This window comes from Sphingobacterium sp. UBA7253 (assembly GCF_002472745.1).
GTDB classification, from domain to species: Bacteria; Bacteroidota; Bacteroidia; order Sphingobacteriales; family Sphingobacteriaceae; genus Sphingobacterium; species Sphingobacterium siyangense.
This window is the reverse complement of sequence record NZ_DKSP01000072.1, coordinates 1-15071: the sequence shown is the minus strand read 5'-3', so window position 1 is coordinate 15071 and position 15071 is coordinate 1. Positions and strand designations below refer to the sequence as shown.

Sequence of the window (15071 nt, the reverse complement as noted above, 5' to 3'; positions counted from 1 at the left end):
GAACGGTACGTAAGGAAAATGGCAAACGCCTGTTTTTGCAGACCAGCGTAGAACGGTTTAAACGTGCCTACTGGAATCTGTAAATCCAGGATGGATTGAGATTATTTTTGGGGTCTTTCGTTTTCGGAGGACCTTTTTATTTTGTCTTTCGGAGCAATACCTGACCAACACCTACCCATCTTCAACCTTTCGCCTGCCTTTGTTCGACCGTTCCTTGGGTTTTCTTCGGGTGGCCATCGGGATCTGTTCGGGTGTGACCCGAAGCGGACCGCATGAAAACTGCTGGAAAGCCCGAGCAGCGTCGGGACTTGCTTGGGTGTTGGTCGGATGCAAGTGTATAAAAAGGATGGTATATGGGGGCTGTCCTGCCAGCTCCCTGCCTAATTACCGAACTGCTCCTGCCAATGTTCTGTCAGTCTTTTTGTTGCTGTATGTTTTTGTTTTTTAAGTTTTTACGTTTGTGGTGTCAGGCTTAAATACCGGTATGTCTTAGCCACTGACAAGGGTTTAATTTTTAAAAAACAGAAAAATGGGAACAATAGTAAATGGAATAAACGGAGGTATAAGCGGTAAGACCGGCTCCGTGATAGGCTCCAGCTGGAAGAGTATCAACTACCTCAAAGGGCTTTATAAAAAAAGTAATAAACCGGCTAGTCAGGAGCAGCTGATCACGCAGGCAAAGTTCAAATTGCTGATGCGTTTTTTAATGCCCATCAATTCGTACCTGCAGGTCGGATTCGGACAGAAAAAAGCCGATCGGCAGACACCCCTCAATGCTGCGTTTCAGTTTAATCTGCCTTTGGCTATCCAGGGTACTTATCCGGGCTTTACACTGGACTATAGTAAAATCCGAATTGCCGACGGAGCTTTTTTTCTGGGGCCGCCCCAAGGTGCGTCTTTCGCCGATGAAGAGATGACGGTCACCTGGGATTCGAACAACAATGACATCTACGGCTCAGCAGACGATGACGGTGTGTACATCATCGGGTATCATCCCGAACAGGACGAGTTTTTGGCACCCTCTATCGTGCCAACCCGCCAGGTAGGTACCACGACTTTTGTAGTGCCTGCACATTTGCTCGGTGGCTCGGCGCATCTGTGGATCTTTATGGCCGACCGCAAGAAAAAGCGCGTATCCAAAAGTAGTTATTTGGGGCTGATACAGCTCATTTAGTTATTCATAGGGAATATCGTCCGCTATGGATGATATTCCCCTCTATTTTTTTCTATTATGAAGAAAAAATCAAATAAGAAACGGTCTGCTGCCCAACTTGACCAGCAGAAACGTTTTGCGCTGGCAATGAGTTTTTTGTCACCGCTGAAATCGATTCTGGCTGATGGATATAAATTTCTAGCCAAACGAAAAAAAAGACTGGTATATCCCTTTAACCTCGCCCTTTCACATGTACTTAACATGGCCATTGCTGAAGAGGAAGAGGGGCCTTTTGTGGATCCCGAAAAAGTATGGCTCAGCGACGGTACGTTGCCTGGGGTGTTGGTCTCAGATATAGTCGAGGAAACTGGGCGGATACTGGTCAGTTACGATAGTTTTTCCTCATTTTGTGCCTGGGATGATCATGTCAAACTGATCGCATATCAGGTGAAAGAAGGTGTGGCGATACGAAGTCAGCGCCTAGCCTTGCGCAGCGAGAAACAGGTCGCCTTGGATATCCCTCCTTCACTGCTCGGAAAAGAGCTCTTGCTTTATATTGTCTGCTGCGAAAGAGATGGTATAAAGTATGCACGGAGCCAGTATCTAGGGACTTATCTGATTAAATAATTTTTTAAAAAAGTAAAATGGAATATGTACAAAAACAAATGGTCTCCGATATCGAAGATATCTATTGGCCTTTAACGGGAAGGCAGCTGCTTGGCATCGTACTGGCCTGTCTTCTTTTATTTTTTATTTTATCGGGATTCTTGCTACAAGCAATCGATCCGACAGCTGGGGTATTGGATCTTGGTACCCTCTCCGTGTTGCTCTTTGGTATACTTGCTGGTCTAGCGGCTATTTATTGCTGCTTTTGGCTTCAGGAAATGCTTTGGCAGCCTTTTAAGTTTTTCCGTCAGGAATTTAGTCTTCACTTTAATCAATTGACCTCATGGCAACAATGCATTATCTATTTTTCGGTATTCTTTCTATCGCTATTCTCTTTCCTGGCCGTGCTCGCAATGCTGCTGTAGACGACAAGAGCCTGACAGGCAACTATACTGAGATGCTAAGCACCGATCCCGCAGTGGAGCATGGGAATGACACATCAGTGAAATGCTGGGCTAGAGCGGGCGTACGTGAACGTATTGTCGATATAGCTGTGGAGGAGATCGGTGTGCGAGAGATGACTGGTAACAACGATGGCAGGCGGGTAGAGGAATACCTCGCGTATACTGGCCTTGGAAAGGGGTATGCCTGGTGTGCGGCTTTTGCCTCCTGGTGTTATGGCAAAGCTGGACTAGCAGCTCCGCGGAATGCCTGGAGCCCGGCACTTTTTCCATTAGCCCGGCGTTATACGGCCCGGCAGATCAACCAGGGGACTATCCGGCAGGCAGATCTCTTCGCCATCTATAGCTCCAGTCTGCAGCGTATCAACCATGTGGGGATTGTGTGCAAAAAGGAGGGCAATTGGATCGTGACTGTCGAAGGAAATGTGGATAATCGTGTATTGTGTAAGCGGCGTCCCTTGGCAACGATTTATGCCTTTTCAAACTGGCTGGACTGAAAGGAGGAATGATGAAAACAAGGCTATACCAGATGATATCTTACGGGGGACTCTTATCCTTGCTGGTCTCCTGTAAGGTCTACGATAGTAAAAAATATCAGAGACAACAAGAAACGGATACGCGCCGGCAGTATACCGAGCAGCTCCAAAGGCTGTATTCCGACCATCAGGATACGCTTTCCCGCCTTTGGTATTTTTGGACGGACAGCGCTTTCCGTTTCTCCCCAGATAGTGGTCTATCTGCCCGGTCGGGAGGTTTAGTATGGCATGAGTCCGCCAAAAGAGTCAGCAAACAGGTATTGGAGCTGACTGAAAAAAGCGAACAGGAAAAACAAAAGCAGGTCAACCATGAAAAAAGTGGCAACCAAATGCTAGCTGCCCAGCTGGTTTGGATCATCGGCTTGGCCTTGCTTCTTTTTCTCCTTTGGAGATGGTATAGATCTCGTCTATTGCCTTAGTTTGCTTTTGGAAGGAGGGCTAGAGAAAGGCTTCGCGAGGTATCGTTGGGATATGAAGGAGACAGGGATTATTAACCCTAGTCTCCTTTTTTATGCGAAGGAGAATTCCTGTTATATTTGCTTGAAAAAGATCAAAATTTCTTAATCTTTTTAAATTTTTATTTAAAAAAGCAAAACCGTTTTAGTTTTGTTATATTTGTTCGTAACCATTAAGGGAGTAATCCACAAATTACTAGGACACAGTACGTGAAAGACCAACTTATGAAATATTCCTGCAATACTGAAGAGAAGTCTGTCTTGATCTCCCTTCGTTCTGGCTGTCAGCGTGCTTTCCGGCAGGTCTACAGTATGTATAGTGGGCGTATTTATCTCAACATCCGTAAGATGGTCAAGTCCGAAGAAGACGCAGTCGAACTATTACAGGAAGTATTTATTAAAGTATGGGATAAGCGGGAGTTGATTGATCCCGAGCAGCCTTTTCGAGCTTATCTATTCCAGATCGCCAAATATACTGTCTATAATTTTATCCGGCGAAATAACCTCGAAAAACAAGTTCAGGCCTATCTTAGTCTTCACAATACTGCCTTGTACAGTCACGTCGAAGAAGAACTCTATGAAAAGCAGTATGAAGAATGGCTGTCACAGACCATTGACCAGCTGCCGCCGCAACGCAAACTGATCTATAAACTTTGTAAAATTGAGGGCAAAACCTACGCCGAAGTAAGCGACTTGTTGAGTATATCGACTTCTACGATTAACGACCATATCGTAAAAGCCACGAAATATATAAAAGAGAAGCATGGAATCCTGGATAAATCCACATTGCTCATTATTTCTTTTATACTTCTCCAACAGCATTAACGCATCTAATTTTCATTGCACAGAAAAAAAGTAAAATAAATTCGCAACCAGAGCAGATGACGTTTACCGCTGAAGTGTATTAGCTGAAAAGAGGGTAACCAATTGTGGAAAAGAAAACACTTCGATATACGTTAAGGCGATATATACAGGGAAAACTTAGCGAAGAAAATTCCCGTGCGTTTTTGTCCTATGTAAAATCAGGCAGAGATAAAATATTACTTCAAGAACTCATCCAAGAGGTTTTGGACGATCCCATCGATCAACATCTATTGGACGATCCAACCTTATTGGCCGTACTGGATAATACCTGGGACCAATTGCATCTCCAGATCAATAAACCAAAAACAAGATCGCTATGGGCTTGGAAACGTATTGGCGCAAGCGCAGCTGTTGTTATCGGACTATTAATTATTGGTCGCTGGTTTCTTACCATTGAAAATAAAAACGTATCTCCGCAAGCTGCACAAAATGTGATATCACCCGGAAAACAATCGGCGACCTTAACGCTGGCCAACGGCAAGCAGATTCATCTACATGAAACACAAAACGGTCGGATTGCGGAAGAATCGGGTATAAGAATCTCTAAAACAACAGATGGCCAATTGATTTACGAAGTCAGCGATAATTCGCAGGGCGAAATCGAGCAAAATACCTTATCGACAACCAAAGGAGAAACCTATCGGATTAAGCTACCTGACGGTACACAAGTATGGCTCAATGCGGCTTCTTCGCTCAGCTATCCGGTTCGTTTTGCAAATCAAAAAAACAGAACTGTCACACTGACCGGTGAAGCTTATTTTGAAGTAGCGAAGGATTCCAAACACCCCTTTATTGTGCAGGCAGCAGATCAGCAGGTCGAAGTGCTCGGTACCCATTTCAATGTAAATAGTTATGCCGACGAATCGGCGGTACAGACCACCCTACTGGAAGGTCGTGTACAGGTCAGTTCCCACAGTCAAAAACTGTTATTAGCACCGGGTGAGCAGTCGAGCCTTACAGCTCATGGGGTGCTAAAATCCCGTCCAATAGATACTGCGCCGGTTATTGCCTGGACAAACAACGAATTTATGTTCGATGGAGATGATATCGAAAGTGTCATGCGCAAGGTGGCACGCTGGTATAATGTGGAGGTCATCTATCAAGGTAAAAAAACGACCGAGAAATTTGGTGGCGGAATATCGCGTTTTGATGATGTTCAAAAAGTCTTAAGCCTGCTCGAAAAAACGGGTGCCGTTCATTTCAGAATCGACGGAAAAAAAATACATGTACTGCCGTAATAATCCGCTAAATAATTAATGACACAATAACCTAAATAAACGAACCGATGAACAAAAAACGACAAAACGAATAGCCACGAAGGGGGGTATAAAAAAGCAACCAAGATCCTGAAGGAGCTCGGTTGCCGTTTGGGACAATTAAATTTTAACTATCCAATCTGCAGTATGTTTCTGTTTTGGACGACTCGAATACACTGCAAATAAACCTTACAAATGTATCAAAATTATATCAGAAAAAAGGAGATAGCGTATCTGCTATTCCGTAAACTATGGCTTATTATGCGATTGACAACCATAATTATCTTGGTTACTTTTATGCAGGTTAGCGCTACCACCTTTGCACAAAAGGTAACATTAGAATACTCCAACATGAGCCTTAAGAAAATATTTAGGGAACTCAAATCCCAGACGGGATACAATTTTCTGTACACTGAACGGCAGATGGTAAACGCGAAGCCTGTTGACATCAAAGTTAGGGACCGTCAATTGTCGGATGTATTAGACCAGATCTTTAAAGATCAGCCCTTGTCCTACCAGTTGGATAATAAGACTGTGGTCATTTATGATAAGCCAAAAGCTTCCATAACGTCCGTTCCGAGGGAGTTTACGATGATCCCAAATCAAGTCCCTGTAAAAGGACGTGTGACCAATGAACGTGGCGAACCGCTCGCAAATGTTTCTGTGCGGGTCAAAGGAAATGAATCTATAGGTACTACCACCAATAGTGATGGTCTATTTACCCTCACAAATCTTTCACCCAAAGCAACGCTGATATTCTCCTCTGTTGGTTATGATGCATTGAGCGGAGAACTGTCTTCCCTGCGGACCGATGGATCGGGGCAGCTCAATGTGATCATGAAAAATAGCAACAGTCAGCTCGAAGAAGTTATCGTAATCGGCTATGGTACCACGACACGTCAGCGTGTTGTTGGGGCCGTTGACCAGATCAGTGCGAAGACTTTCGAAAACCGACCTGTAGGCAATGTAACGCAAGCCCTTCAAGGAGCCTCACCAAGTTTGACCATCCAACAGAAAAGCATGGATCCCAATGATAATTCGATGAATATCAATATTCGTGGGATATCTACCATAAACAGTAATGCACCGCTGGTGGTGATCGATGGAATTATTACAGAAGGCGGAACACTCAATAAGATCAATCCAGATGACATCGAAACGGTGTCGGTATTGAAAGACGCCGGTTCTACGGCTATATACGGTTCGAGGTCTGCAAATGGCGTTATTTTGGTAACCACCAAAAGAGGACGCCAAAATCAGCGGCCTGCGGTGACTGTCGGCACCCAGTGGGGCGTGCAAGAACCTAAAATTTTATTTTCACCTGTTGCAGGATATGAAAATGCGACCCTTCGTAATCTTGCACTGACCAACTCAGGAATGGATCCACAGTTTTCACCAGAGGCTATTGCAGACTTATATGCCCATCAGGATATCGAGCGGTGGAACTTGCCGGAAATCATGAAAAACTCTTTCCAGCAAAAATATAATATCAGTGTGGCCGGGGGTGGAGATAAAAGTTCCTATTTGTTTTCCGGCGGCTTCTACAATCAGCCCAGCAACTTTGTCGGACAGGACTTTGGCATTAAGCGGTACAATTTGCGGAGTAATCTCAGTACAGAGATAGGCCGTTTTAAACTGACCTCAATCTTAGCCTATACCCGCAACAACAACATGAGCAACACGGCCGGAAGTGCCATTATCAATGCTTCCAGACTTCCGCCTTATTACTATTATCGCATGCAGGCTGACAATGGAAAATATCTTGTCAACAATGCACTGACAGATCAAAATCCTTTGGCTGAACTGAATGAAGGCGGCTATATCAAAAACGATAACGACTATTTTAATATCAACCTGAATCTCGAAGCAAAACTCTTCGAAGGTTTAAAACTGCGTGGTATCTTCGGAGCTGACATCTATGCCGATCACCGTTCTATCCGTAGAATCCAGGTGCCATTATATTCCAATCCGGATGCCACGCAACCTCAGGTCTACGTCAATTCAGACCGCAATACCGAAGATTTTAACGAAAAAGCTTCGTTACTGAACTTTCAGCTGCTCCTGGATTATGACCGGACTTTTGGTAGTCATCATGTATCAGGTCTATTTGGAGCATCCAACGAATCCTATACACGCCGACAAAACGAACTGAAAATGAAATTTACTGATCCTGTCCTCGGCACACCTACCACAGGAACAGTTATTGATCCTGTGAGTGCCCGTGTGACACCAAATGGAACACTGCAAAATAGTATCAATTCGATCTTCGGCCGTGCCGGATACGACTTTGCAAGTAAATATTTTGCCGAATTTAGCTTTCGCTACGATGGATCTTCTAAGTTCTCGAAAGCTAATCGCTGGGGCTTCTTTCCTTCGGGATCCTTAGGATGGCGGGCATCCGACGAAGTATTTATGAATTGGTATAAACAACATGTCGGTAGCCTAAAAATCAGATCTACCTATGGTGTTCTTGGCAATCAGGCCGTAGACGACTATGCGTATTATTTTACCTATGAATCTTATCAGAACAGTTATGGATTTAACAACAAACCTGTTTCTGCTGCGGGATTTAATTATGCCAGTCTGGATCTGCGCTGGGAGAAAACCTATAATTTCAATGTTGGGTTGGACGCCACCTTCTTTCATGATAAATTAACGGCCAGTTTCGATTATTTTAAAAAGCGTACAGTTGATATCTTGATGTCGCCACAAATACCTTCCACATTCGGAACCTCCCTAAAGAATCAGAATTTAGGTGAAATGAACAATGAGGGCTGGGAAATCAACCTCAGCTACCGTGCTACAACTGGCGATTTCCAACACACGATCAATGCGAATATGGGCGATAGTCACAATAAGATTATTGCGATGCCCGGTGATGACCGTATTTCGACAGTCGATAACATTACTAAATTGACGCGTGTTGGGCTACCTTATAATTCCTACTATGGGTACAAGATGGCCGGATTCTTTCAAAATATAACGGATATTGAAACTTCGGCCTTGCCGAGCGGTATTACGGCAGCAGATCTGCGTCCCGGCGATGTAAAGTATGTCGATCGGAATAACGATGGAATTATCGATGCACGGGACCGCTTTGTATTAGGCAATGGTTTCCCCCGCTTTACATTTGGGCTTACCTATAACCTGAATTATAAAGATTTTGATTTTAGTATGTTCTGGCAAGGGGTAGGCAAGCGCGATATGATGATCCGGGGAGAGTTGATCGAACCATTTCATCAGAATTATTCATATACCATTTATCAGCATCAACTCGATTACTGGACGCCGACCAATATTGATGGACGCTGGCCCCGACTGACTGCAAATGGATCAACAGCATCGACCAACAACTTTGGGAAAGATTCTGATCTCTATCTTTTCAACGGGAAATACGCTCGATTGAAAAATATACAGGTAGGTTATTCGTTACCCAAAGAAGTCGTGTCGAAATTGGGATTGCAGCGTGTTCGCTTTTTCATCAATGCCCAAAACCTGCTGACTTTGAGCAAAAACTCCTGGATAGATCCCGAATCCTCCGAATTTGATTCTAACATGGGTGGTTCGGCCAATAGTGCCCGCAATTATCCGACGTTGAAATACTATGGCGGTGGATTAAATATTCAATTCTAACCTTTTATGTAATGAAACTATATAAGATACTTATTGGAGGCTTGAGTTTAATGGCAATTCTCCAATTAACATCCTGTAATAAGTTGGATACGCTGCCAACAGATCGCTTTACCGATGAAAATTTTTGGGACTATCCAGACAACGCCGAAAAAATGGTCAATATGGCCTATAATCAGCTGTATTCAGCAGATCGTATGTGGAATGATGAAGCCCTGAGTGATAATATTTTTGAGGGGCGCTCAAACACAGACCAGCGCGCAATTCGTAATGGAACCGCCGATCCAACACTGGGCCGTTTTGGGGCAGAGTGGTCCGATCTTTACGGTGGTATTAAGACCTGCCATGTCTATCTAGAGAATGTAGAGCGTGTGCCCGGAATGGATGCGGCACTCAAAAAACGCCGTATCGCCGAGGTACGCTTTATCCGTGCATTTCTCTATTTTAGACTTGTTAATTTCTATGGCGCTGTGCCTTTCTTCACCAAAGATATCTCATTGGAAGAGTCTAAGACTCTTTCTCGGACAGAAAAAGCGACTATCATGGCCTTTATCCATCAAGAGTTGGATCAATGTATGGCCGATCTACCGAACAGAGATGCTTTACCGGTAGACGACCGTGGCCGGATTACCAAGGGGGCCGCTTCAGCCTTTCAAGCCCGGGCCTATCTCTATGAAAGCAACTGGAATAAAGTATTGGAATACTGTGAAAATCTGATGAAAAAACAAACGGAATTTGGCACTTACGCTTTATTCCGCAGTTATCCGGAGTTGTTTACTGCAGCCAATGAATATAATTCAGAGGTTATTCTGGATTATGCCTATGTACCTTTATTAAAAACCTGGAATAAGTTATATGATGCAGCACCAATCTCTGCTCAAGCACGTTTAAATGGTTATGCACCATTACAAAGTCTGGTCGATAATTATTTGACACTGGGCGGAAATACCATTGCTACGGATCCGCAATATAACGACAATAATCCCTATGTCAACCGCGATCCACGCATGGCCGCAACCATCGTTTTTCATGGTGGGCAATGGACTGATTTTGACGGTACAACACGTAAGATCTTTATCAAACCCGGCTCTGGTACAACAGATAAGGAACGGCTCGATGAATATCAGGGTGCAAGTGCCAACGCTTCCGCCACAGGGTATTACGTAAAGAAATACTACGATGTAACAGCAACGGTAAAATACGATGCTGGATTGAACATCATCATGTTTCGGTACGCCGATATCTTATTGATGTATGCAGAAGCAAAAGAAGCACTGGGACAACTCAATGCAGCAGTGTGGGATATGACGATCAGACCTATTCGTCAGCGGGCTGGTTTTGAAGCATCAAAAGCGTTAGACTTTCCGACTACCGGGGATCTGAAAACAATTGTCCGAAATGAGCGGCGAAGTGAGCTTGCTCTTGAGGGATTGCGTTACTATGATATCATGCGCTGGAAAGCTGGTAAAACCTATTTGGACGGCCAGGTATTGGGTGCTAAATATGGTGGTAACAATAGTAATATCAAACTGGATATCCGCCGATTTGATGAAAGTAGAGATTATCTCTGGTCGATACCACGAACTCAGATCGATCTAAATAAAAATTTATTGCCTAACAATCTGGGCTACTCAAACTAAATTTAATTCAAAAACTAGCGCAAACGGCGCATTAAAAAATGTACGTTTCGAACCATAAATTAATGATATAGACATGAAATGGTATTTTAAAGTTATAGCAATGGTCGCATTGGCTGCGAGCATCGTTTCCTGTAAAAAAGACGATATGAAATACGCCGACGCAGAGGTGTCGGCTGTTGAGAACCTATATGCTCCTGCAGATGGAAAAGCTGTCAAATTATTAAGTTCCAGCTCAGCAGCGCTGTATTTTGAATGGGAGTCGGCCTTGGTGGCCGATGGTGGGGCAGCGCAATATGAAGTTGTTTTTGATAAGCTCGATGGCGATTTTAGCAAGCCTCTTTATACAGTCACGTCGGATAATAATGGAAACTCAAACGGCGCCAATATTAGTCACAAAATATTGAATCAGGTAGCAACGAAAGCTGGGATTAACCCTGGTGAGAGCGGCGATGTGATCTGGTCCGTATATGCTATCCGTGGAATGAAACGGGTATTGAGCAAAGCAAAGAAAGTATTGAATATCAAAACACTGGAAGGCTTTGCAGAGATCCCCGATGAATTATTTATCACTGGAGAGGCGACTGAGGGTGGGACGGATGTTGCCGCATCTTTACCTTTTAAATTGGTAGGTAATGGTGAATATGAGATCTTTACAAAATTGGAAGCCGGAAAAAAATACACCTTTACGGATCGCAAGTCTGCTGAGGGACGTGTTTTCTATTCGGAAGATCAAACCAAAATAAAAGAAGGTGAAACCGGAAGTAACAGCATTGCCAAGACAGCAGTATATCGTATTCGAATTGATTTCAATGTGGCAGCAGTTACTTACACAGAGATCAAAAACATGGGCGTTTATTTTTCTCCATCCGGAGCTGTGGTGTTGGATCTACCTTATCAAGGTAAGGGAATTTGGTCCGCAACAGGTATCATCAATTTTAAACAGGAAAGTTGGGGTCGTGACCAACGTTATAAGTTCCAAATGGAAACCGTCAAGGCTGGAAAGGCTGAAACCTTACAGTTGGGAACTCAAAACGGGACGGACAGTCCGCCCAATAGTTCATCAGCTCCTTCTTATTATTTCGTCCGAATATTGCCCAATCTTTCACAATGGGACGATAAATGGAAATTTGCGGATGCAGTAGACGGCCATCCAACAAAAATATCGATGATTTTACAAGGCGACAAAGACTATACGCATACTGTCGTACCAAATTAAAGGAGGAGACCCGATGAATAAAATGATTATACTGTCATCCCTATTGTTTCTACTCTTAGGATGCACCAAGATTGAGGACAGCTACCCCTATGACGACACTGTACAGGAAAGCTGGACAACTATTGCAACGCAGGTTTCCGATAAGATGATTGCCGGATTCTGGAATGAGGCCGGGTATTTTAACAATGCGATCAATCAATCCGATCTGGGATTTCAATATTGGCCCAATGCACATGCGATGGATGTTGTTATCGATGCCTATCTACGAACGAAGGACAGCAGATATAGTGCCTATTTCAGCAAATGGTTTGAAGGTGTGAAGATCAAAAATGGCAATACCTATTATAACGTATTCTATGATGACATGGAATGGAATGCACTGACCATATTACGCTTATATGAAATTACCAAGGATCAAAAATATCTCGACACGGTATTGCTTTTATGGACAGATATTGCTGGCGCATGGGATGAGCAATATGCAGGCGGTGGATTGGCTTGGAAGAAAGATATGCGCTATAGCAAAAATGCTTGCTCGAATGGGCCAGCTAGTATTCTGGCAGCTAGACTATATCGTTTGACAAAAGATGAAAACTACCTGACCTGGGCCAAGAAGATCTACGAATGGCAAAAAGCAACACTGTACAATCCGTCAACGGGCGCTGTTTATGACAATATTAATGGTCAGACAGGTAATGTGGATATGACAACACTGACTTATAATCAGGGGACGTTCCTTGGTACCGCAGTGGAGCTTTTTAAGATTACTAAAGATCAGCTTTATCTGGTTGATGCGCAAAAAATTAGTTATTACACAATCACACGTTGTATCGATGGCGGGAATAATATTTTGCGCGACGAGGGAAGCGGCGACGGCGCATTGTTTAAAGGGATATTTATACGATATTTTGTAGACTATTTAAATCAGGAAGGAATTGATGCAGCCTACCGCAGTAAGTTTGAGAAATTTTTGGTCAATAATGGTAAAATTGCCTGGACCAAGGGAACAAGTCTACCGACGCTGTTCTTTGGTCCGTCCTGGGCGCAACCACCTATTGGCAATAGTGAAATTACTGCCTATGCAAGTGCTGCGATGCTTTTTGAAGGATTAGCAAGCTATGAAAATAAATTAAAATAATGGAATGAACACAAAGAAGCCTTCGTGACCCAAAAGGTTTCGAAGGCTTCTTAAAATACATATGCTGATGAGACAAATCTATAAGATAACGACAACTGTGCTGCTGTCGGGTTTATGCTATTTAACAGGCTATGGGCAATTCAATAAAGGACAGTCTGCCGAACGTGCCCAAAGAACGTTAGCTATTGTTTACGCTAAGTATGGAAATGCCAAAAATCAACTGTTGACCGAGAAATATCCCTTCGACGAAACCTTTAAAGCGGATTATCTTGATAATTCCGAACAGGCGACCGTGCAAAAGAAATATGCTTACCTATGGCCATTCTCCGGAAGCTTTTCCGCTGTAAACACATTGATGGAACTCCCAAAGAACAAAGCGCTTTACCAAAAGATCCTGGACCAACGCGTGCTGCCAGGATTAATGGAATATAGGGATCATTCCAGAGAGCCTGTTGGTTATGCTTCCTATATCAATTCTGCTCCGCCATCAGACCGGTTTTATGATGATAACGTCTGGTTGGGTATTGACTTTGCCGATAGTTATCTGCAGACAAAAAAGGTCGATTATCTTAAGCATGCGAAAGAGATCTGGGCTTTTGTAAAAAGTGGTGCGGATGACAAGCTCGGTGGTGGAATCTATTGGTGTGAACAGAAAAAAGAATCTAAAAATACCTGTTCCAATGCTCCTGCGGCAGTATTTGCACTAAAGCTGTTTGAAGCTACTAAAGAGGGAGACTATCTGAATGAAGCGCGACAACTCTATGCGTGGACAAAGGCAGGTCTGCAAGACCCAACGGATAAACTCTATTGGGATAATATTCAGCTCAATGGAAATATTGGTAAGGCCAAGTATTCCTATAATTCCGGACAGATATTGCAAGCAGCAGCCTTGCTTTACAAGCTTACCAAGGAAAAAAAATATCTGATTGATGCCCAAGAGCTGGCAAAAGCTTGTTTAGCGTATTTTTTTCAGACCACGGACCAAGATACTTTTCCAATGTTAAAGAATAGTAACTTATGGTTCCATGCTGTAATGATGAGGGGATATATCAGTTTATTTGAACAGGACGGAAATAGAACCTATATTGATATTTTTGCGAAAAACCTAGACCGTGCATGGTATAAGATGAGGGATCAGGACGGACTTTTTGATGTCGACTGGACTTTGGAGAAAAAGCAAAAATCCAAGTGGCTGTTAGATCAATGCGCTTTTGTGGAGATGTATGGACGTTTGGCAAAACTAGGATATTAATTCATGTATCAATTTCCTGACGACGATAGGGGCGACGCTACTGATGCTCAGTCGGAATTTTTGAGAAATTTTTAAAACATTCTTGCGCTGACAGTGGTTTTTTTGGATAACTTAGGCAAGTTAGATTATTGTATTTATATAGGCTAGGTATTGGTTCCCTAGCCTATTTTTTTTCTTACTATTTTTGCATTGACTCATTGATGCAGAAAAATCTAGATCCCGCACAGAATTTTAATGTTTTCATGGGCTTCCCGCTGCTGGCTCAGCTGAATCTGGATCAAGTTTTTGGCCCCGATAGACAGCTTGTTTTCCTCCGCCAGCGCTTTGTCGTAAACCTCTCGGAACGCTGCCTCGCCGCGCTCACAATGCTCCAATAAATCTTGCATATTACCGCCCGATAATTTTGATTTGATCACCATCCACAGCCGAAAAAGCTCACCGCTTAATTTGGTCCGGTCAGTCGCGTATTGGCCAGCAAGCTCAACCAGTGGACTGAGTTCGGCAATAAACTTTTCAGACTGCCCGATCATCTTTCTGAACACAGCTTCCCGGGCACCTTCGCCCTGCTCGTTGGCCAGATCAATAGCCAGCTCGTATCCTTCGATGCGGTCATTATTGATTTTAATAAGGTCATTTAAAATATTGGGGTCATTCTGATTACTTTTCATATGCTCTTAATAGTTGTTTTTAGGAGGAACAACTTAGATTAATCAATAGTTTAGCTTTATTTCTTTTATGATAATAATATTTGTCTTACAGCTTGATTTTTAGGGTGTTTAGGTTGGTTAATAGCGTCTGTGACCCGTTTAAGGGTAAGAGCAGATGAGTACAGATTAGGCCTAATTTTTTTTAAAAACAAACCTT

The 15071-nt window shown here is 43.3% G+C and carries 13 protein-coding genes; 12 read left to right on the top strand and 1 reads right to left on the bottom strand.

Annotated features, from left to right (window positions below; translation table 11 throughout):
• Window positions 1–529 precede the first annotated feature (529 nt).
• The 12 genes from B2X72_RS07100 (at window position 530) to B2X72_RS07045 (ending at window position 14207) form a co-directional block, all read left to right on the top strand.
• The gene (locus B2X72_RS07100) at window positions 530–1174 is read left to right on the top strand and encodes a DUF6266 family protein (RefSeq protein ID WP_070568213.1); all 645 of its coding nucleotides are present in this window, start codon (window positions 530–532) and stop codon (window positions 1172–1174) included.
• Window positions 1175–1231: 57 nt separating this feature from the next.
• A complete protein-coding gene (locus tag B2X72_RS07095) occupies window positions 1232–1780 on the top strand; it encodes a DUF6266 family protein (RefSeq protein WP_070568210.1) in 549 nt (182 codons plus the stop codon).
• A gap of 17 nt (window positions 1781–1797) precedes the next feature.
• Window positions 1798–2184 (top strand): hypothetical protein, encoded by a 387-nt coding sequence (locus tag B2X72_RS07090; protein ID WP_159333194.1) that lies wholly within the window; start codon window positions 1798–1800, stop codon window positions 2182–2184.
• Window positions 2103–2717 carry a CHAP domain-containing protein gene (locus tag B2X72_RS07085; protein WP_286848793.1) on the top strand — a complete coding sequence of 205 codons (615 nt, stop codon included), beginning with the start codon at window positions 2103–2105 and terminating at the stop codon, window positions 2715–2717. Before B2X72_RS07090 ends, B2X72_RS07085 begins: the two co-directional genes overlap by 82 nt.
• Window positions 2718–2749: 32 nt before the next feature.
• Complete coding sequence (locus tag B2X72_RS07080; RefSeq protein ID WP_157698529.1) at window positions 2750–3175, top strand: hypothetical protein; 426 nt, start codon at window positions 2750–2752, stop codon at window positions 3173–3175.
• A 261-nt stretch (window positions 3176–3436) separates the two neighbouring features.
• On the top strand, window positions 3437–4036 hold the full coding sequence (locus tag B2X72_RS07075; protein ID WP_088162374.1) for an RNA polymerase sigma factor: 600 nt from the start codon (window positions 3437–3439) through the stop codon (window positions 4034–4036).
• Window positions 4037–4140: 104 nt separating this feature from the next.
• The gene (locus B2X72_RS07070; protein WP_286848790.1) at window positions 4141–5313 is read left to right on the top strand and encodes a FecR family protein; all 1173 of its coding nucleotides are present in this window, start codon (window positions 4141–4143) and stop codon (window positions 5311–5313) included.
• A gap of 213 nt (window positions 5314–5526) precedes the next feature.
• Complete coding sequence (locus B2X72_RS07065) at window positions 5527–8964, top strand: TonB-dependent receptor (protein ID WP_286848788.1); 3438 nt, start codon at window positions 5527–5529, stop codon at window positions 8962–8964.
• Window positions 8965–8975: 11 nt separating this feature from the next.
• Window positions 8976–10601 (top strand): RagB/SusD family nutrient uptake outer membrane protein, encoded by a 1626-nt coding sequence (locus B2X72_RS07060; protein WP_286801366.1) that lies wholly within the window; start codon window positions 8976–8978, stop codon window positions 10599–10601.
• Between the two features lie 73 nt (window positions 10602–10674).
• Entirely contained in the window at window positions 10675–11817 is a 1143-nt protein-coding gene (locus B2X72_RS07055) for a SusE domain-containing protein (protein WP_075993610.1), read from the top strand.
• Window positions 11818–11830: 13 nt separating this feature from the next.
• Window positions 11831–12955: a glycoside hydrolase family 76 protein gene (locus B2X72_RS07050; protein ID WP_088162371.1), complete on the top strand. Its 1125-nt coding sequence runs from the start codon at window positions 11831–11833 to the stop codon at window positions 12953–12955.
• A 67-nt stretch (window positions 12956–13022) separates the two neighbouring features.
• Complete coding sequence (locus B2X72_RS07045) at window positions 13023–14207, top strand: glycoside hydrolase family 76 protein (RefSeq protein WP_088163677.1); 1185 nt, start codon at window positions 13023–13025, stop codon at window positions 14205–14207.
• Window positions 14208–14419: 212 nt separating this feature from the next.
• Here the strand turns inward: B2X72_RS07045 and B2X72_RS07040 are convergent, their stop codons facing one another.
• Window positions 14420–14875 (bottom strand): PA2169 family four-helix-bundle protein, encoded by a 456-nt coding sequence (locus tag B2X72_RS07040; protein WP_088162370.1) that lies wholly within the window; start codon window positions 14873–14875, stop codon window positions 14420–14422.
• Between the last annotated feature and the right edge of the window lie 196 nt (window positions 14876–15071).